Source organism: Rhizobium sp. NPDC090275 (assembly GCF_044772225.1).
GTDB lineage: Bacteria > Pseudomonadota > Alphaproteobacteria > Rhizobiales > Rhizobiaceae > Rhizobium.
In genome coordinates, this window is the sequence record NZ_JBIVYL010000017.1 from 41,709 (window position 1) to 61,610 (window position 19,902).

A 19,902-nucleotide genomic window follows, 5' to 3' on the forward strand; every position below is an offset into this window, starting at 1 on the left:
AGGCAGCCGACCTTTAAATTGGTCTGACATCTTAGCATTTCACATAGATTAGTGACTCGTCAAGATGCCGTGACTGGCCGAGTCAAAATCTTGACTTGGCGAGCCGACCGACGCTCATCGAAACATTGAAATTGTCTTTCCGAACCACGATCTAGATGGCATCAGGAGGCCTCCAATGACGTCAATCATCATCGTTCTCTGCGCCGCTTTGTGCGCGTTTTCCATCGCGCGATACTTCGCGGCAAGAACGCGCCTCCTTGAGAAGAAGATCGATGAGGCCATCGCCCGCAAGCTGCGCGCCTCTCCCGTCTTGGCCGAAATGCAGGAGATCCGGGAAACAAACGCCGTCATGCGCAATCTGCTGATCGATATGGTCGAAAACGAAGCCTCGGCCGCGCCGACCGATATTCAGACAGCCGATCAGGAACGCGCCTACAAGCTTCGCCATCAGAGACGGCGTGAGATTTTCGGCGAGGCGGTCTTCGTTCTTCAGCGCACCGAAGGTGCTCGCGCTCGAAATTCTCAGAAGACGGTAGGCTGAACGACTTGGCTGCCGAGTAAACCATTCCGTACAACGAATAGTGAATTCGGTGGCATTGCAATTGTTAGTGTACCACCTAAATTGTGTCGGAAAGTGGACACATTTGGAGAAGCGCACATGTCACGATCCTACGGCAATATCGAGGATTCAAACGTTCCCACACCATTGACGATCGACCTTGGCGAAGCCGTGCGCTCCGCAAGGACCGTGGCTGGCTACAGCATTGAACAGGTGGCCGTGACCTGTGGGCTGACCGAGATGGAAATTGCCAAGGTCGAAGCCGGGCATGAGGGAGATCGGCGGCTTGTCACGCGGATCGCCAAGGCCCTCGGGACAACCGCGACCGCACTGTTTCCGTCCGTCGCCGCCTAACTCTGCATATCGAATATCGGTTCAAGCACTGCCCCGACATTCAACGGCCGGAGCGGGGACTGTTGCGCTGGGCGATTGACCGACCCACTCACAGATTCAGTCTTGTCATCTACCCCTAGAACGCAAAACGCCCCTCAATGGATCTCATTGAGGGGCGTTTCTGTCAGATCAGAGCCTTAGTAGTGGACGGACCGGCTATCGATCGGCGTCGTCTTCGGCGGAGCGAACTTCGTCAGGTTGATACCCTCGACGGCGACGCGATATTCCTCGATGCTCGGCGTACGGCCAAGGATCGCCGAGAGAACGACCAGCGGCGTGGAGGCGAGCAGCGACTCGCCCTTCTTTTCCGCGGTGTCTTCAACGACTCGACCCTGGAACAAGCGGGTCGAGGTGGCGAGAACGGTGTCACCCTTCTCGGCCTTTTCCTGGTTGCCCATGCACAGGTTGCAGCCCGGACGCTCGAGATAGAGGATGTTCTCGTACTCGGTGCGGTTCGCGGTCTTTGGCTTCACGTCATCGAATTCGAAGCCCGAATACTTCTGGAGGATTTCCCAGTCGCCTTCGGCTTTCAGCTCGTCGATGATATTGTAGGTCGGTGCGGCGACGACGAGCGGCGCCTTGAACTCGACCTTGCCCTCGTTCTTCTCGATGTTCTTCAGCATCTGAGCGACGATCTTCATGTCGCCCTTGTGCACCATGCAGGAACCGACGAAGCCGAGGTCCACCTTCTTGGTGCCGCCATAGTAGGAGACCGGGCGGATCGTGTCGTGGGTGTAGCGGCGCGAGACATCGGCGTTGTTGACGTCTGGGTCGGCGATCATCGGCTCGTCGATCAGGTCGAGATCGACGACGACTTCGGCGAAATACTTCGCGCTATCGTCAGGCGTCAGCGCCGGCTTTTCGCCCGAGCGGATTTCGGCGATGCGGCGATCGGCCTTGGCGATCAGACCCTTCAGTGTCTGCGCCTCGTTGTCCATGCCCTTGTCGATCATGATCTGCATGCGCGACTTGGCGATCTCCAAGCTCTCGATCAGCGTCTCGTCTTCGGAGATGCAGATGGAGGCCTTGGCCTTCATCTCGGCCGTCCAGTCGGTGAAGGTGAAGGCCTGGTCGGCGAGCAGCGTGCCGATATGGACCTCGATGATGCGGCCCTGGAAGACGTTGTCGCCATGCTGCTTGAGCATCTGCGCCTGGGTGGCGTGCACGACGTCGCGGAAGTCCATGTAGGGCTGCATCGTGCCCTTGAAGGTGACCTTGACCGACTGCGGGATCGGCATGGTGGCTTCGCCGGTGGCGAGCGCCAGCGCGACAGTGCCGGAGTCAGCGCCGAAGGCGACGCCCTTCGACATGCGGGTATGGCTGTCGCCGCCGATGATGATGTCCCAATCGTCCACGGTGATGTCGTTCAGCACCTTGTGGATGACGTCGGTCATCGCGTGGTAGCTGCCCTTCGGATCGCGAGCGGTGATGACGCCGAAATTGTTCATGAAGGACATGAGCTTCGGAATGTTGGCCTGGGCCTTCTTGTCCCAGACGGATGCCGTGTGGCAGCCCGACTGATAAGCGCCGTCGACCAGCGGCGAGATGACGGTAGCCGCCATCGCTTCCAATTCCTGCGCGGTCATCAGGCCGGTCGTGTCCTGGGAGCCGACGATGTTGACCTTGACGCGAACATCGGAGCCGGCATGCAGCACCTTGCCGGGTGTTACGCCAACAGCGTTGCGGTTGAAAATCTTCTCGACCGCGGTCAGACCCTGGCCATCAATGGCGATTTCCTTGTTCGGTGCGAAAACCGGGGTGGCTTCGACGCCGAGCGTCTGGGCGGCGAAGGTTTGGAGCTTCTTGCCGAAGACGATGGCGTAGGACGAGCCGGCCTTCATGAACTCCATTTTCTGCGGCGTGAAGGAAGACGCGACATCGACCAGCTCGTTGCCGGCTTCGTCGCGCAGCTTCTTGTTCTTCGCGTCGATCTTCAGAACGGTACCGGTCTCGACCGAGAACTTCTGGTCAAGGATCGGGTTACCTTCGTTGTTGAGGATCGGCTTGCCGTTTTCGTCGAGCTTCTTCACCCAGTTCTTCAGGTTTAGGCCGATGCCGCCGGTGACGTCGACCGTGGTCGCGAAGATCGGCGAGATGCCGTTGGTGCCGGCAACGACTGGGGCGAAGTTGACGAAGGGAACGTAGGGGCTTGCCTGCTTGCCGGTCCACAGCGCCACATTGTTGACGCCGGACATGCGCGAGGAGCCGACGCCCATCGTGCCCTTTTCGGCGATCATCATGACGCGCTTGTCCGGGTGCTGCTGCTGCAGGGCGACGATCTCGGCCTGCGCCTCAGGCGTGATCATGCACTGGCCGTGCAGCTGGCGGTCGGAGCGCGAGTGCGCCTGGTTGCCGGGCGACAAGAGGTCAGTCGAGATGTCGCCTTCGGCGGCGATGAAGGTCACGACCTTGATCTCGTCCTCGACATCGGGAAGCTTGGTGAAGAATTCGGCCTTGGCGTAGCTCTCGAGAACGTCCTTGGCGACGGCATTGCCGGCCTTGTAGGCATCGCGCAGGCGGAACATGTCGGCGTCGTAGAGGAAAACCTGCGTCTTCAGCACGTCGCCGGCCTGACAGGCAATTTCGGCGTCATTGCCGAGCGCTACGTCGAGCAGCACTTCGACCGAGGGGCCGCCCTTCATGTGCGACAGCAGCTCGAGGGCGAACTTCGGGGAGATCTCAGGGGCGATGGTCTCGCCGAGGATGATCTTCTTGAGGAAGGCGGCCTTGACGCCGGCGGCGCTCGTCGTGCCCGGCAGCGTGTTGTAGATGAAGAATTTCAAAGCATCGGCGCGGTATTCGCTGCCGGCATCCTCGATCAGGGCAATGATTTCGCCGGTCAGTGCGCCGTCATCGATCGGCTTGGGGGCGAGCCCTTGAGTTTCTCTGCTTTTGATCTCGGCCAGGTATTCCAGGTAAAGGTTCATCGCAATCCCAACGTCATGGTGTGTGGGGCGCTGACGCGCAGCGCCACCGAACGGCAGTGTTCATCAACCGAGGTCTTTACAGCTTTCATGCGCGTCAACCAAGGCCATCCGTGCAGATACCGCACTTCAGCAAAAAAAATATTACTTTAGATCGGCCAACGGCGATTTTCGGCGGCAGACGCGCTCGCGTTCTAGCCTGTGCTCCGTCACCGCATCGCAAGCCAATGCGCGTTTGACCAACATCAAGAACTATAACTTTTCATAGGGTTGGAGCCCAGTCGTTAACCATCTTTTCAACACTGTGAACGATTGTGGCAGGGTAACTTCAACCGGGTGAACATGATGTCCACTATTCCATCACAGCATGGCCAGCCGCCCCTTATGGCGGAAAATGCGCTGTTGCCGCCACGGCTTCGTTCCGCCGGCTTCCACATTGGCTTCCAATCCATTCATCCGTCGCCCCTCGCGCGACTGCCCGCCGTATCGGGCTAGTCGTTCAATTTCGTGCTTAAACTCCGGGGACGACGGACCGCGCGATATCGTGGACGGCGCTTCCCGCCTATTTCATTGGGAAAATCATATGCAGGAAGACAATCAGAACCCGCAGGGCATTGCTGCTCTGGCGGAGCAACTCGCGGTTCTCGGAAACGCCAACCGTCTCGCGATCCTGACCAACCTCGCCGAGGGCGAAATCCAGGTCAACGTGCTTGCCAAGAAACTCGGCCTCGGCCAATCGGCGCTCTCGCAGCACCTCGCCATCCTGCGGGCCTGCGAATTCGTCTCGACGCGGCGCGCCTCACAATCCGTATTCTACTCGCTACAGCCGCGCTCGATCGCGGCGACGTTGGCAAATGTCCGCGACCTGCTGGTTGGCGCCCGCGATGGCGAGGCGGAACGCGCGATCGGGTAGCGTCCTTATACTGAAAGCGCTTGGTACCCACGAGGCTATACTCAGTGCGTGGCGGTGCGGGCTAAAAATTGACCATTTGGTCAGAAAATAGCCGAGGCCGCGCGCAACACCAAAAGGATGGGAAGATCTTTCCATTTAAATCAATGTGATAGCATCTGGCACGACTCTTGCGAACGAGTTTCCGTATCGTTTGTTTCAAGAGGGGCATCCAGTGACCAAAGCAAAAGATAAGGGCGACAACACACTTCTCTCATCGCTTCCGGAGCTATCCAGACGCAAGCTGCTCGGCGGCGTCGTCGCGGCCGGCGCCAGCACCGTTTTTGGAAATTTCACGATCTTCTCGCGCCAGGCGCATGCCGCGGAGCCGCTTCGCGTCCTCTGCTGGCCGGGCTACGAGGAAAAGGACGTCATCGCCGAATTCGAGGATCTGCACAAGACGAAGGTCGAGTTCAAGATCTACATCGGCGGCGAGCAGATGCTCCAGTTCTTTTCGCAGACCGCCCCCGGCACGTTCGACGCCATTATCTCGGATGCCGAATACGTGCAGAAGCTGAAAGCGCAGAAAGCGATTGAAGCCTACTCCACCAAGGGCTTCGACGAACTCGCCAACTACCATCCGAAATTCCGTGACTTTGCTCCGACCAAGGGGGAAACCGAAGGCACGGTCTACGGCATCCCCACACGCTTCTCCTTCTACGGCATCTCGTACAATACCGAGGAGATGTCAGCCGAGGAAGCCGCGGACTGGTCTTCGCTCCTCAATCCGAAATACGAGGGCAAGATCGGCATGTTCGACTGGTATCTGCCGAACCTCGGCAATGCCAGCCTGGCGATCAATCCCGGCAACCAGACGCCGTATACCATCGATGACGCGCAGCTCGCTCAGGTCAAGGAGTTCCTGATGAAGCTCCGGCCGCAGATCGGTATGTTCGGCTCCTCCAACCAGCCAATCGCGCAGGCGATGCTTGCCGGCGATGTCGTCGCCTCGCCCACGGGCGACCTCGACATCGACCTGAAGCTTGCCGGCTACGACAACTTCGCCTCGACCATCCCGAAACAGGGTGGCATCCGCTGGCAGGAAGTGGCGACAGTCTGCTCGGCGAGCAAGAACAAGGATCTCGCCATGGAGTGGGTCAAGTACATGACCTCACCGAAGGTCCAGTCCAAGCTCGTCTATACCAAGGCGTTCAAGGCGCGCGGTCCGAACATGAAGATCGTCGATTATTGGGACGACGACCAGAAGAAGCTGCTCTCCTACGTTCCCGACCCGGAAAACCCCGGCAAGATGCTCGTCGAGACGCTAATCGATCGCTCGATGCCGCGCGGTCTCCCGTCCAACCAGCCGGAGCAGGCCTGGATCGACATCTTCAACGAGTTCAAGACGGCCTGATTGCCGCCTGCTGATGAAACGCGCGCCGCCCGGCATCGATCGGGCGTCGCCTACCCGTATGCATTCAGGAACATCCATGACCGCGACCACCGCTCCAGATCTCGAACTGCTTTCGGTCACCAAGCGCTTTGACAGCTTCACCGCCGTCGACGGTGTCAACCTCAAGGTGGGGCGTGGTGAGTTCATCGCCATCATGGGACCATCGGGATGCGGCAAGACCACCCTTCTGCGCATCCTGGCAGGGCTGGAGACAGTGACCTCAGGCCAGCTGCATATCCGCGGCAAGGATGTGTCCGACGTGCCTGTCAATCTGCGTTCGACGCGGCTGGTCTGGCAGAACTACGCATTGTTTCCGCATCTCGATGTCGCCGGCAACATCGCCTTCGGGCTGACGCTGCGGGCGCATGACAAGGCGATCGTGGCCGGCAAGGTCAAGGCAATCGCCGAGCTCGTCGGCCTCTCCGATTTTCTCGGACGACGCATCGGCCAGCTCTCCGGCGGCCAGAAGCAGCGCGTGGCGCTTGCCCGAGCCCTCGTCACCGAACCCGAGATCCTGCTGCTCGACGAGCCGCTGTCGGCGCTCGATGCGCATTTGCGGATCCGCATGCAGGGCGAGTTGCGCCGCATCCAGCGGCAGCTCGGCATGTCCTTCATCTATGTCACGCACAATCAGATCGAGGCCTTCTCGATGGCCGACCGCGTCGTGGTGATGAACAAGGGGCGGATCGAACAGATCGACACTCCCGAGGAAATGTACGCACGCCCGAAGACCGAGTTCGTCGCACGCTTCGTCGGATCCAACAATCTCTTCCATGGCCGCGTGCACGCTATCGAACCGGGCTATGCCGTCATTCACTGCGCGCATGGTCAGGTCAACGTCGCGACGCAAATGCCACCCGCCATCGGCACGCCCGTTTTCGTCGTCGTCCAAGCCGACAAGATGACCAGTATTCCGACCGGCGCGCCACACGAAAACCGAGTCGATGCCACCTTGCGCGGCCGCGAATATGCCGGCTCGCACAATATCTACCTCATGGATCTGATCGACGGCACCGAGATCAAGCTCACATCACAAGCCAGCCTGCCGATCGAGATCAACGCTGCCGTTTCTGCCTACTTCGCCCCCGAGAACGCAACGCTGATCGAAGGAGGCGCATGATGGCGGCCGCGGAAGCGACGAGGCGACTGAAAACGCCGAACGACAGTCCTCTGAAATTCTGGTTTCTGGCACCGCTGGTGCTCTGGCTGGGCGCGCTCTTCCTGTTGCCTTTGCTGTTCTTGCTGTGGGTCGGCTTCTGGCGGGTCGAGAACTTCCAGGCGATCCCTGGCTTCTCACTCGACAATTATCGGGAAATCTTCGCGAGCTTTTTCAAGGGATCGCGTTATGGCCTGGCGCTCCTCCAATCCCTCTGGGTGGCGTGTACCACGGCCGTCTTCGCGGTTACCTTCTCCTACCTCATCGCGCTGGCGCTGGCCTTCGCCGTTCCCGCCCGCTGGCAGCGGCTTGCACTTCTGCTTGCCATCGCGCCCTTCTGGTCGAGTTACGTGCTGCGGCTCTATTCCTGGCAGACGATCCTGTCGCGCAACGGCGTCATCAACTCGGTGCTGAAGCAGCTCGGCCTGTCTGATCTGCGCATCGAGGTGATCTACACACAGATCGCCACACGCGTTGGCCTCATCCACTATCTCGCGCCGATCCTGGTCGTGATCCTCTATGTGAGTATCCTGGCGATCGACAAGGTCCTGATCGAAGCGGCACGGGAACTGGGCGCCACCCGTTGGCAGGCCTTCACCCGTGTCATCCTGCCGCTCAGTCGCTTCGGCTTGATGACGGCGGGCAGTTTCGCCGTGATCGTCGGCCTCGGCGACGCGCTGTCGGGCAACCTGCTCGGCGGTGGCGCCGGGCGCTCGATCATCGGCAAGCTGCCGACCTATGCCAGCATGATCATGTCCGATTACTCGAGTTCCACCAACCTGCCGAGAACATCGGCACTCGCCACCATCCTGATCGTGGTGATGATCGCCGCCCTTGTCATCGGCTTCGTTGCGGCTGAACGGGCACGCCGGAGGACAGCATGATGGCCCGCAATCCCTGGATTTTCCTCGGCCGTTTGTGGCTTGGACTTGCTTATGGCTTTATGTTCCTGCCGCTCGTGGTGCTGATCCTCTTCTCGTTTCAGAAGAACCGATTTCCTGGCTTTCCGCTGCAGGGCTGGACGACCAGCTGGTATGAGAAGCTTTTCTCGGACGGAACGCTGATCAGCGCGCTCGGGCACACGATGATTGTATCGCCCGCAGCTGCAACCGTCGCGACGATCATCGCCTTCTTCGCTGCATATGCGCTGAACCGCTTCCACTTCCGTGGCAAGACCGCTCTTCTGGGGCTGGTGACCCTGCCGATCCTGATCCCGCCGTTGATCCTCGGGGTCGGCTTCCTCGGGCTGCTTGCGCGCGTGCATCTATCTGGAACACTGTTTGCGGTCTTCCTCACCCATGTGGTGCTGATCACCGCACCTGCGCTCGCAATCATCCAGCTCCGCCTGGCGCAGATGCCAGGCTCGCTCGAGGAAGCCGCCTGGGATCTCGGCGCGACCGAGTGGCAGACTGTCTGCAAGGTGGTCCTGCCCTTCGCCCTTCCTGGCATCTTCGGCGCCTGGCTGCTGGCCTTCACCTTCTCGTTCGACGAATTCATCATCGCCTGGTTCGTGTCGGGCTTCCAGCCGACATTGCCGGTTGCGATCTACTCGGTGTTGGTCGCAGCGATCGATCCTTCGCTGAATGCCATCGGCACGATCGTCTTTGCGATCTCCTGCGCGGTCCTGATCGGCCTCGAGCTCGTGCTCCTCCCCTTCCTCGTGTGCAAACCCGGCGGCGACGCCTGAACGACATCGGACACGCACATGACCCTACTGATCCGAAACGCGTCGATCCTCGCGATGGACAAGGACAACGGCACGACGCCATTTACGGCCGACATGCTGATCGAAGACGGCAAGATCGCCGCCATAGGTGCAAACCTGCCACGGCCGGTCGAAGCGCGCGAGATCGACGGTCGCGGCAAGCTGCTGATGCCGGGGCTGGTCAACGCGCACCTTCACTCCTCGGAGACCTTCTTCAAGGGCAGATACCAGCACATGCCGCTGGAGATATGGATGCTTTACGCCTACCCGCTGCTGATGAAAGGCCCGATTTCACCGCGCCTGCTCTATCTCAGAAGCCTGCTGGTCGCGATGGAATCGCTGAAATCGGGCGTGACCACCATCGTCGACGACTTCTTCGACCCGCCCGGCTTCGATCTTGATCGGCTGCGGCTGGTGTTCGACGCCTACGACGACGCCGGAATCCGCGCCAACGTCTCCCATTGCGTGATCGACAAGCACGTCTTCGACACCATGCCCTATCTGAGAGAGACAATTCCGGCCGCCATGCAGGCCGAGGTTGATGGACCATCGATCACGCCGGATGCCTATATGGATTACTGCCGCGCCGTCTTCGCCTCCCAGCATGGGCGCGCCGGCCGATTGGGCTTCATGATTTCGGCGTCGGCGCCGCAGCGCTGCTCGGTCGAAATGATGCAGGCCTGTACGTCGCTCGCAATCGAAAAGGCGGTGCCCTACCACACGCATATTCTCGAGACCAAGACGCAGGCCGTGACCGGCACCGAGTTCTACGGCAAGAGCCTGATCCGCTACATGCACGATCTCGGTCTGCTGACGGCCAACACGACGATCGCTCATTCGATCTGGGTGTCGGACGAAGACATGGCGCTGATGGGCGCCGCCGATTGCTCGATCGCCCACAATGCAATCTCCAACCTGAAACTAGGCTCCGGCATTGCCCCCATCCGCCGGCTGCTGGATGCCGGAGTCAACGTCGGCCTGGGTACGGACGGTCTCTGCAGCAACGATACCGCCCGCATATTTGACGTCATGCGCTTCGCGGCCCTGCTGCACGGCGTCGCCACCCCCGATACCGATCGCTGGGTCAGCGCCTCGGAAATCCTGCGCTCGGCAACAATATCGGGCGCGCGAACGGCGATGCTCGATGGCATCACCGGCTCGCTTGAAGTCGGCAAACGCGCCGATGTCATCATGATCGATCTCGGCGGATACGATTACATGCCGATGAACGCGCTCGACCATCACCTGGTCTACTGCGAGAACAGCGCAGGAATCCGCATGGTCATCGTCAACGGTGTCGTCACCGTCGAGGACGGTAAGCTTCTCACGGTCGACGAGGATGCAATCTTCGCGGAACTTCGCGAACTGCTGCCGGCCTACATGAAGGAACATGCCGAACTGGAGCGGCTGAACGCGCGGTTCGAGCCCTACATGCGCGAGATGTATCGCCGCGCAACCCTGCAGGATGTCGGTATGAACCGCTTCCAGGGCGACTTGCCGCTGTGGCCCGGTCAAAACAGCGCGGCGGGCAGGTAGCGAGATGATGTCTCCGGCCGAATTCATTCGCCGCAAGCGCAATGGCGAAGCCCTTGCCGCTTGCGATATCCGTCATTTCGTCGAGGGCATAGGCAACGCCACGGTCTCCGAAGGGCAGATCGCCGCCTTCGCCATGGCCGCTTTCCTGAACGGCATGTCGCCCGATGAAACCGCGGCGCTCACCCTTGCAATGCGCGATTCCGGCGACGTTATTGACTGGTCCGATACGCCGCTTGAAGCAGCGACAATCCTAGACAAGCACTCGAGCGGCGGCACCGGCGACGAGAAGGTCAGCCTTATCGTGGCTCCGTTGGTTGCAACCTGTGGTGTTCACATGCCGATGATCTCGGCCAGGGGCCTTGGCCACACCGGTGGAGAGGTCGATTTGATGGAAGCGATACCGGGCTGCGATATCGCGCCTCCGGCAGATGTTTTCAAACAGGCGGTCGAACAGGCTGGCTGTGCCATCATCGGCCCGACGGGAAGGCTCGCTCCGGCCGACGCCGCGATCTACTACGTCCGCGATGTCACCGCGACCGTTGAGTCCGTCCCGCTTATCACCTCGTCCATTCTCTCGAAGAAACTGGCTGCCGGGATTTCCGGGTTGGTCATGAGCGTGAATTTCGGATCGGGCGCCTTCATGCCCACCGTCGCTGATGCGAACCGCTTGTCATCAAGCCTGATCGCGGTTGCGAAGCAGGCCGGCCTGCCAATGGTCACGCTGGTGACCGATATGGACGAGGTCATGGGCGACGCCGTCGGCAGCCGACTGCAGGTTCTCGAAGCTATCCGCTTCCTTGACGGCAGCCACCGCGATCCCCGCATGCTCTCGCTCGTGATGGCGCTTTGCGCCGACATCCTGCTGATGGCCGGCATTTGCGGCGACGAGACAGAGGCGCTTGGACTGCTTCGGCAGCGGCTTGATGATGGTTCGGCACTCAAGCGCTTCGGCATGATGGTCGCTTCGCTTGGCGGTCCACCGGACCTCGTCGAAGCGTGGGGACGCCACCTTGAGACAGCCCCTTATGTCATGCCCGTCACCGCGCCCACGTCCGGATACGTAGCAAAGGTCGACGCTTTTGCGATCGGGCTCGCGATGGTTGGTCTTGGCGCCGGGCGAAAACTGCCGACCGACAGCATCGACCACGGCGTCGGCCTGACGGGGATGGTCCATCTTGGCGATGCCGTTCGGGCGGGCGACACGCTGTGTGTCGTCCATGCGCGTGACGCAGCCGCCTTCGGTGCAGCAGCCGAAGCCATCCGCCGCGCCATCACGATTTCGCCCGATCGGCCCGCGACCAACCCTGTCATCGTCGGCCGAATGACAACACGCGATATGTCCACAAGAGATCTGGAGACCTGAATGTCCTTCGCCCAACGTTACGCCATTACCGACGTCTGCATTCTGGTGAAGGATGCCAGCCGATCCGTGGATTTCTACGTCGACAAGCTCGGTTTCGAGCTCAACCGCAGGGCCGAAGGCTTTGCCGAATTCAACGGCGCCGGCCTAACGCTTGCTTGCTGGGAGATCGATCACATCAGTAGCCACGCGGGCATCTCGAACGCAAAGGCCGACGGGCCGCACAAGGTCTGTGTGGCCGTCCGACTTCCAACGGACAAGGAAATTGACGAAGCCTTCGCCGATCTCTCCGCCAAGGGTGTCGCGATGTACGGTCCGCCGGCCGATTTCGTATGGAACGCCCGCGCCTTTTATTTCACAGGCCCAGATGACGAACTCTGGGAAATCTATGCCTGGAAGGACGGCGGTTCGGTCGGCAATTTCTAGCCGACCGTTGCTGCAGCTAGGCCTTCGCCTCCACCGGCGCGTAGGTCCAGGGATCGATGCTCGCGGGACGCCCAGCGAGCGAAAGACTTGCGGTGCGAGGCGCCGTCTGCGAGATCACTTTGCCGCGGCGAACCACCGCCAGCTTGCCGGCCTTCAACCGAACCGCCTCGATGGCATCGCGGGCCTCGATCAGCACGAAATCAGCGTTGCAGCCGGGCGCGATACCGTAGCCCTCAAGGCCAAACGTCTTTGCAGGATTGGTAGTGATCGCCTGGAAGCAGGCCTTGACTGCATCGCGGCTGGTCATGTGGCCGGTATGGACGGCCATATGGGCAACCTCGAGCATGTCCGCATTGCCGAAGCTGTACCACGGATCCATGCATGAATCCTGGCCAAAGGCCACATTAACGCCGAGCGCCATCAGCTCCGGCACGCGCATCATCCCGCGCCGCTTCGGATAGGTGTCGTGGCGCCCCTGCAGCACGATGTTGGCGAGCGGGTTTGGAATGCACTGGATGTTCGCTTCGGCGATCAGCGGCAGCAGCTTGGAAACATAGTAATTATCCATCGAGTGCATCGATGTCAGATGCGAACCGGCGACGCGCCCCTGCAGCCCGAGACGTTGCGTCTCGTAGGCAAGGCTCTCGATGTGGCGCGACATCGGATCATCGGTCTCGTCGCAATGAAGGTCGACCATGAGGCCACGATCGGCGGCGAGTTCGCACAGCGCCTTTACCGACAATCGTCCATCCTCCATGGTGCGCTCGAAGTGCGGGATGCCACCGACGACATCGACACCCATGTCGAGCGCCCGCACCAGGTTTTTCGCCGCGCTCGGCGAGCGAAAGAAGCCGTCCTGCGGGAATGCGACCAATTGCAGATCGAGGTAATCCTTGACGAGGTCCTTCACCTCCAGAAGCGCCTCAACGCCCACGAGCCTGTCATCGCAGACATCGACATGCGAGCGCACAGCAAGCAGGCCCTGCGCAACGGCAAGATCGCAATATTTTAGCGCACGCTCGACGACCGCTTCCCTGGTCAGCAGTGGCTTCAGTTCGCCCCACAGCTGGATACCCTCCAACAAGGTACCGGAGCGGTTAAGACGGGGTGTCCCAAGCGACAGCGTCGCGTCCATGTGGAAGTGAATATCGATGAACGGAGCAGATACCAGCTTGCCGCCGGCATCAATCACCTGACCGGCCTCGGCCTCGATATTGCGCTCGACCGCGACGATCTTTCCGGCCTCGACGGCGATGTCGACATCGGCGTGGTCATCGGCAAGGTTGGCGTGGCGAACGATAAGGTCAAATGTCATGAAATCGGCTCCGCAACAGGCAATTGATCTGCTTCTCAGTCTATGGAATTCTCTAGTGACAGCAATAGGTTGCGGTGTAATTTGTCGCGTTTTCAGGTACTTTATCGTCCTGATTATAATTTGGACAAATAACAAGTCCGCGCGCATTGAATGTCGGTGGGACCACACCGGCAAAATCGTCACAAAACTGCGCGCACGTCACGAAATCGTCACGCGGCTCTGCCATGCGTTCTGGCCGTATTGCAGTTTCATTACCCGGGTTCCTAATGACATCGTTTCCCATAGCCTCGCGTCTCTCGCCCAACGCCTCCTCGCGCCTTATCACCCTCGCATCGACGGTGGTGAAAGCGGGCGAAACGGCCCGCCGGTCGTTGCAGCGCCGACGCATCAGCGATGTGGTGTCGAAGGGGCCGCGCGATTACCAGACGGAGATCGATGTTGCCGTCGAACGCATCATAGTGACCGACATGATCGCGGCCTTCCCTTCGTACTCCATCAAGGGCGAGGAAGATGTCGGCAACCGGGTGGTGGGCGCGGACGCACCGATCATCTACATCGACCCGATCGACGGAACGACCAACTTCGCCTGGGGCATCCCGCATTTCGGCATGACCATAGCAATTGCCGAGGGCGGACGGATCGTTGCCGGCGTGGTCTATGATCCGATGCTCGACGAACTGTTCAGCGCCGAGCTTGGCGGCGGCGCCTATCTCAACGGCGAGCGCATTTCCTGCGTTGACAACGCCGATATCGAAAACGTCGTCGTCGGCGCCGGCCTGCCCGTTCCCGGTCAGGTCAAGGCTGTTGCAACGGACGTCTATTTCGATGCGCTGAAGAGGCTGATGGGCAACACCGCCGGCGTGCGGCGCCTTGGATCAGCAGCATTGTCGATTGCCTATGTCGCGAGCGGCCGTCTGGACGGTTTCTTTGAAGATGGCCTGTCGCCGCATGACTACGGCGCCGCCGCACTGCTGGTAACCGAAGCGGGCGGTACGGTCTCGGCCTTCAACGGCGGCCCTGTGACGGCGAATGGTGACATCCTCGCCGCCAACACCGCGCTGCACCCCTGGCTCGTCAAAGGGTTTGAGCGCGAGTAGCGCTCATAGCGCTCATAGCGCTCGGGAAGGCGTTGCGCCGTTCGCGGTGCCACCGCTAGCGGGTAAGTCCGCAACCGCCCTCTACCGTCACCGCGTCGGCCAACCGTGCGGGCGGGCTTCCAGCCGAAGCAACGACTGTGTTTAAAACCGTACCGCAGCAAAATATTCTATCTTTTCTATAGAAATAGAAATACATCTCTTCATTCTCAATTCGCCGCTGCTTATCGTCGAAGGAATGGCCGCTACCATCAAGGATTTTCCATGACCGCGGAATTCATCAGCGTGAGCTCTCCAAACGCGTCGAACGACCTGAACCCGCTGCCGGACGCGCCCTCCGGCCCGCTCTTCGCGGCACACGGCATAGCGAGAAGGCTTCGCGGTATCTCGATATTCTCTTACATCTGAAACATCTGCACGTGCGAGCCGGCCTTAGGCTCACCGCACACCTCGAATAAGCGGGAAGGCCCGTGAAAGGAACTTTGATGAGCAACGATCTTATTGTCGGCTTCTCGGGCAATATCACCCGCCCCTCCAGTACGAAGCGTTTCGTCGAAAGCGTGACGGCGTCGCTGGCTGAGCGCGCGAGCCTTGAGCATGTGGTGTTCGACGTCGAGGATTTCGGCCCGACGCTCGCCACGGCACGCTCGATTGCGGATCTCGATACCAAGGCCCAGACGGTGATCCGGACGATCATCGAGGCGGACGCCCTCGTCATCGGCTCACCGACCTACAAGGGAAGCTATACCGGCCTCTTCAAGCATGTGATCGACCTGCTGGATCCGGCCGATCTGCGCGGCAAGCCGATCATTCTGACCGCAACCGGCGGCGGCGACCGGCACGCGCTGATGGTCGAGCATCAGCTCCGCCCGCTGTTCGCCTTTTTCGAGGCCTTCGTCGTTCCGACGGCGGTGTATGCTTCGAGCCGGGACTTCACCGATGGCGCCCCCTCGCCAGTGATCACTGGCCGCGTCGAACAGGCGCTGATCCAGGCCGCCGCGCTGGTGCGGACCCGCTCCACGCCCACCGCAATCGCCGCGGAATAGCCGATCCACAACGTGGCGATGACGGTGAAGATACTGTTGGAGGGAGGGCATCTCATGAACCGGGTGCGCGACATCTAACTCTTTCAAGTCGCAAACAATTTGATTTACTTCGATAATTCCCGTGGCAAGTTGTTGCCCGCGATAACGAAGAATTCAAATAGGACCTGACGCATGAGCAACAAATTCCACCAGCCCGTCGATGCCGCGAAGGTTCCACGTTTTGCAGGCCACGCCACATTCATGCGGCTGCCGGCGGTAGACTCGGCCGTGGGCCTCGATATCGCGCTGGTCGGCATTCCGTGGGATGGCGGAACCACGAACCGGGCTGGCGCCAGGCATGGGCCGCGCGAGGTTAGAAACTATTCGAGCCTCATGCGCAGCACCCATCACGTCTTCAAGATCGAACCCTTCAAGATCGCCAACATAGCCGATGTCGGCGATGTCGCCGTCAATCCGATCGATCTGATGGATGGCCTACGCCTCATCGAAGAGGGCATCGCGGAGATCGTCTCAGCGGGCGCCATTCCCCTGTCCGTCGGCGGCGATCATCTGACGACGCTGCCGGTGCTTCGCGCGGTAGCAAAAAGCGGTCCGGTCGGGCTCATTCACTTCGACGCGCATTCCGATACCAACGACACCTATTTCGGCGACAACCCATACACCCACGGCACGCCGTTTCGCCGAGCGATCGAAGAGAGGCTGCTCGATCCACGGCGGATCGTGCAGATCGGAATTCGAGGATCGACATATAGTCCGGATGAGCACGACTGGGCTGTCGAGCAAGGTGTCCGCATCATCTACATGGAAGAATTCGTGCGCCGGGGCGCCGAAGAGGTGATGGCGGAAGTCAGAGAGATCGTCGGTCAAAACCCCGCCTACGTCACCTTCGACATCGACTCCATCGACCCTTCGATGGCGCCCGGCACAGGAACGCCTGAAATTGGCGGCTTCACCACCCGCGAGGCGCAACAGATGGTCAGGCTCTTGGACGGGCTGAACCTCGTCGGCGCCGACGTTGTCGAAGTGGCGCCGCCGTTCGACCTCGCGGGCATGACATCGATTGCCGGTGCAACGATGATGTTCGAGCTGATGTGCATTCTCGCCCGGCAGGTCGATCGGAACCGACAGGCCTGAGATTATCCGTCAGCGAGATGTTGCTCGACAAGCGAGATCTCATCGATCCAGCCGTCGAGCGCGGCGGCAGCGGCATGCCCTTGGGTAACGATCTCCGGTACTAGGTCGATATCCGGCAGACTGCCCAGGCCAAGTGGGCCCATCGCAAACAAGCCTTGAAAACGCTGCGGTTCGAATGCCGTTCGGCCGCAGCGGTCGACCAGAATCCCAAGGTCGACTTCGTCGCGCTTTGCCAGGCCTGCGCGTAGAACGGAACGGTAGAGCGGCGACTCCAGATCCGTTGGCCGCGACCGGCAATCGACGGCCTTACTGGCGTAGAGCACCTCAAGACCTGCCGGTCCGGAAAAAAGCACGCCATTTGTCGCGATGCGGTCGACCTTGCCCTTGCGCAGGGTGATGGCACCATCCGCGATGGCCTGATGAAGGCGCTCGAAGTGCTCGGGCGGCAAGCGATTGCGGTGGCTGTCGTATATGGCGCGCACATGGCGCTTGAAGCGGCCGCGTTCCTCGGCGCTCAGGTCCCGCCACAGCTCATGCGCACGCGATCGGAAGCCATTCATGATCCCCTGCCAGCCGGAACCATCTGCATTGGCGGCTTCGGCTGCCCGGCGAAGATGCCGGAAGGCGCCGCGCAAGGTGCGCGGAAACGGTTCCTCGGACACGATCGGGCCGACGGCCGAGCGAGCATGCGATTGCGGCAGGAAGCCGGACGCCGATATCAGCGTGACGTGTCGCGCCTGGCCGTCGGCCAACAGGCGAAGGGCACGATCGACCGCCCGAACGCCGGCGCCGATCACCACGACATTATCACCGGCGGGGCTTATCTCTCCTTCCGTCGGATTTTCGCGCAATCCGTAACCGGTGGCGAGAAAGACGGCATCGAAACGGGCGCTCTGCCCATCGCAGAATGAAAGCGAAAAGCCGACGCCCTCGCTGTGACCCAGGCCGGTCACGGTCTCGGGACAGATTTGCAAGACGACATCGGTTCGTTTCTGCAGCGCTTCGGAAAAGCGCTGATGCACATATAGGGAAAACAACTCTCCCGGTACGAATGACTGATCCAGTGCAGCCCGCTCACCATCGGCGCTGCCACGAGGCTTACGTTCTGCCTCCAGCCATTTGCTGAAATCGTCGCGAACCAAGGGATCGACGGACAGGTCGCGAACCCGGCTGTTGAGCAACGTCGTCTCCGATTGGCTCACGCCCCGGCTGACATCAACCGTCCGTTGCGGATCATACATGACAAGATGGAACGGCCGTTTGACCGTCCTGAGCAGCGCGATGGCGGTCAGGATGCCGGTGAAGCCACGGCCGACGATCGCGACCTTGAAGAGCGAACGTGTCTCTCGATCTTGCGGCCGTCTGGAAAAATGGGAGGGGAGCTGTGTCATGCGTCAGTTCCTTTCCTGCATTGGGCCGGCAGCATGCGCCGGCTCATTCACTCGGATTGGGATGAAGGCATAATAATCTATCAAAAGCATAGAAATTATAATCGTGAAGGCAAGCCCCTTTTTGAGGGGCCGCGATTTAGACCTGGCAAGGCAAGTGGCGCAGGCCGCCGTTGCGGGGCGCTGTCAGCGACGTCAAAGAAATGACTTTTCTCACCTCTTATAGTTTATGGATTTAATGTTCTTTTCTTTCGGCTCGCGATCTTTCATCCATATTAAACTCAGCCTGGGAGAGCGCGAGATGGACAGGATACCTCATGCAACGGGTCGAATTCGCCAGTTGACTGCCCGTCTGGCAAGCGAAGAAGAGGCGATCGCAACAGCGAGCCGGTTCGCCAGCCGCTGTCGCGACAAGGCGTCGGCGCCCGATCGGCATAAGCGAGTTGATCGCGATGAACTTAGCGCATTGTCGCAATCGGGCCTGCTGGCAATTACCGTTCCTCCTGAGTATGGCGGCATAGACATTTCCAACGCCGTTCTCGCCAGGATCGCGGCGATCCTCTCCGAGGCCGATACGCAAATCGGCCGGATCGCTGAGAGCCATTTCTATATTCTTGAGGCATTGCGAGCCAACGGAACGGAAGAGCAGAAGCGGTTTTTCTTCGGACGTGCGCTTGCCGGCGACAGGTTCGCCGCCGTGCCAGCGGAACGCGATACGGACTCCACCATCTATGGCAACTTGCGAATTACCCGGGATGGGTTGGGCTATCGTGTCAACGGAAGCGGGCGCGATGGCGCAAGCGCGGCGTTTGCGGATTGGATTGCTGTCGTCGCGCTGAACGATGAGGGCAGGTTGATGATAGCGTTTGTCCAACACGGAACAGACAGTACCGGAACCGCAGGCGACCACGCTAGCGGCACGGCGGTTCTGGACAATGTCTATATCCATGCGGACGCCGTGGTCGCGCACGACAAGGGGTTCGAGCGTCCGACGACCATCGGCGCATTGGGTCAGATTCTTGACGCTGGCGTTGATCTCGGGGCCGCGCGAAAAAGCTTCGCGGCGGTGATCGACGTCATCAAGATGCGTTCACGATCATCAACTCATGGCGGCGCCCGTAAAAGTGCGGAAGACGCTCGCTCCATCACCCGCGTCGGAGAGCTGGCTGTCCGGCTGGAGGCCGCGACCGCCCTGATCGACAGCGCCGGTCTCAAGGTCGATATCGCGCAGATCGAGACAACCGAGGAAAACGTGACGGCCGCCACGCTCGCTACGGGCGCCGCCAAAATTTTGAGCTCGGAAATCGCTATCAGCGCCTCGAAAGCCTTGCTGGAACTCGTCGCTGCATCCCCCGCGGGCGGCGGTATTGATCACCTCCGCCAAGAGAACGGCATCCGCGCGCAGCAAGATGCCGCGCATCGAAAGTACCATAGGGCCCTCGGCAACTATCATCTCAACGGCGTGACGCCGGCGAGTAGCACGCTGAGAATATAAAAGACTGGGAGGCCACGTTTCACTTGGCT

General features: G+C 60.4%; 18 protein-coding genes. 15 read left to right on the top strand and 3 right to left on the bottom strand.

What is annotated here, in order from left to right; translation table 11 throughout:
• The first annotated feature begins 175 nt into the window (after positions 1–175).
• Both ACIQUB_RS29490 and ACIQUB_RS29495 read left to right on the top strand, forming a co-directional pair.
• On the top strand, positions 176–541 hold the full coding sequence (locus tag ACIQUB_RS29490) for a hypothetical protein (RefSeq protein ID WP_402935006.1): 366 nt from the start codon (positions 176–178) through the stop codon (positions 539–541).
• Positions 542–658: 117 nt separating this feature from the next.
• Positions 659–913 (top strand): multiprotein-bridging factor 1 family protein, encoded by a 255-nt coding sequence (locus ACIQUB_RS29495; protein WP_402935009.1) that lies wholly within the window; start codon positions 659–661, stop codon positions 911–913.
• A gap of 176 nt (positions 914–1,089) precedes the next feature.
• On the opposite strand, the gene ACIQUB_RS29500 is transcribed toward ACIQUB_RS29495, so the two are convergent.
• On the bottom strand, positions 1,090–3,879 hold the full coding sequence (locus ACIQUB_RS29500) for a bifunctional aconitate hydratase 2/2-methylisocitrate dehydratase (RefSeq protein WP_402935012.1): 2,790 nt from the start codon (positions 3,877–3,879) through the stop codon (positions 1,090–1,092).
• Positions 3,880–4,459: 580 nt separating this feature from the next.
• Between ACIQUB_RS29500 and ACIQUB_RS29505 the strand changes: the two genes are divergently transcribed.
• The 8 genes from ACIQUB_RS29505 (at position 4,460) to ACIQUB_RS29540 (ending at position 12,401) form a co-directional block, all read left to right on the top strand.
• Positions 4,460–4,789: an ArsR/SmtB family transcription factor gene (locus tag ACIQUB_RS29505; protein WP_402935015.1), complete on the top strand. Its 330-nt coding sequence runs from the start codon at positions 4,460–4,462 to the stop codon at positions 4,787–4,789.
• A 211-nt stretch (positions 4,790–5,000) separates the two neighbouring features.
• On the top strand, positions 5,001–6,179 hold the full coding sequence (locus tag ACIQUB_RS29510; protein WP_402935018.1) for a PotD/PotF family extracellular solute-binding protein: 1,179 nt from the start codon (positions 5,001–5,003) through the stop codon (positions 6,177–6,179).
• 76 nt (positions 6,180–6,255) lie between these two features.
• The gene (locus ACIQUB_RS29515) at positions 6,256–7,338 is read left to right on the top strand and encodes an ABC transporter ATP-binding protein (RefSeq protein ID WP_402935021.1); all 1,083 of its coding nucleotides are present in this window, start codon (positions 6,256–6,258) and stop codon (positions 7,336–7,338) included.
• Positions 7,338–8,258 carry an ABC transporter permease gene (locus ACIQUB_RS29520; protein ID WP_402935024.1) on the top strand — a complete coding sequence of 307 codons (921 nt, stop codon included), beginning with the start codon at positions 7,338–7,340 and terminating at the stop codon, positions 8,256–8,258. Before ACIQUB_RS29515 ends, ACIQUB_RS29520 begins: the two co-directional genes overlap by 1 nt.
• On the top strand, positions 8,258–9,061 hold the full coding sequence (locus tag ACIQUB_RS29525; protein ID WP_402935027.1) for an ABC transporter permease: 804 nt from the start codon (positions 8,258–8,260) through the stop codon (positions 9,059–9,061). Before ACIQUB_RS29520 ends, ACIQUB_RS29525 begins: the two co-directional genes overlap by 1 nt.
• Before the next feature lie 18 nt (positions 9,062–9,079).
• Positions 9,080–10,615 carry an amidohydrolase family protein gene (locus tag ACIQUB_RS29530; protein ID WP_402935030.1) on the top strand — a complete coding sequence of 512 codons (1,536 nt, stop codon included), beginning with the start codon at positions 9,080–9,082 and terminating at the stop codon, positions 10,613–10,615.
• Between the two features lie 7 nt (positions 10,616–10,622).
• Positions 10,623–11,978, top strand: coding sequence for a thymidine phosphorylase (locus ACIQUB_RS29535; RefSeq protein WP_402935033.1), 1,356 nt, complete (start codon positions 10,623–10,625; stop codon positions 11,976–11,978).
• Complete coding sequence (locus tag ACIQUB_RS29540; RefSeq protein WP_402935036.1) at positions 11,979–12,401, top strand: VOC family protein; 423 nt, start codon at positions 11,979–11,981, stop codon at positions 12,399–12,401. It begins immediately after the preceding gene.
• A gap of 16 nt (positions 12,402–12,417) precedes the next feature.
• Here ACIQUB_RS29540 and ACIQUB_RS29545 read toward each other — a convergent pair whose 3' ends face one another.
• The gene (locus tag ACIQUB_RS29545; protein WP_402935039.1) at positions 12,418–13,716 is read right to left on the bottom strand and encodes an amidohydrolase family protein; all 1,299 of its coding nucleotides are present in this window, start codon (positions 13,714–13,716) and stop codon (positions 12,418–12,420) included.
• Between the two features lie 266 nt (positions 13,717–13,982).
• Between ACIQUB_RS29545 and ACIQUB_RS29550 the strand changes: the two genes are divergently transcribed.
• The 4 genes from ACIQUB_RS29550 to speB all read left to right on the top strand — a co-directional run bounded on the left by ACIQUB_RS29550 (position 13,983) and on the right by speB (position 16,990).
• Positions 13,983–14,813: an inositol monophosphatase family protein gene (locus ACIQUB_RS29550; protein WP_402935042.1), complete on the top strand. Its 831-nt coding sequence runs from the start codon at positions 13,983–13,985 to the stop codon at positions 14,811–14,813.
• A gap of 261 nt (positions 14,814–15,074) precedes the next feature.
• A complete protein-coding gene (locus tag ACIQUB_RS29555) occupies positions 15,075–15,218 on the top strand; it encodes a hypothetical protein (protein ID WP_402935124.1) in 144 nt (47 codons plus the stop codon).
• Between the two features lie 77 nt (positions 15,219–15,295).
• A complete protein-coding gene (gene msuE, locus ACIQUB_RS29560; RefSeq protein WP_402935045.1) occupies positions 15,296–15,856 on the top strand; it encodes an FMN reductase in 561 nt (186 codons plus the stop codon).
• Positions 15,857–16,027: 171 nt separating this feature from the next.
• Positions 16,028–16,990: an agmatinase gene (gene speB / locus ACIQUB_RS29565; protein WP_402935048.1), complete on the top strand. Its 963-nt coding sequence runs from the start codon at positions 16,028–16,030 to the stop codon at positions 16,988–16,990.
• Between the two features lie 2 nt (positions 16,991–16,992).
• On the opposite strand, the gene ACIQUB_RS29570 is transcribed toward speB, so the two are convergent.
• Positions 16,993–18,381 (bottom strand): FAD/NAD(P)-binding protein, encoded by a 1,389-nt coding sequence (locus tag ACIQUB_RS29570; RefSeq protein ID WP_402935051.1) that lies wholly within the window; start codon positions 18,379–18,381, stop codon positions 16,993–16,995.
• 298 nt (positions 18,382–18,679) lie between these two features.
• On the opposite strand from ACIQUB_RS29570, the gene ACIQUB_RS29575 reads away from it, so the two are divergent.
• The gene (locus ACIQUB_RS29575; protein WP_402935121.1) at positions 18,680–19,873 is read left to right on the top strand and encodes an acyl-CoA dehydrogenase family protein; all 1,194 of its coding nucleotides are present in this window, start codon (positions 18,680–18,682) and stop codon (positions 19,871–19,873) included.
• The last annotated feature ends 29 nt before the right edge of the window (positions 19,874–19,902 follow it).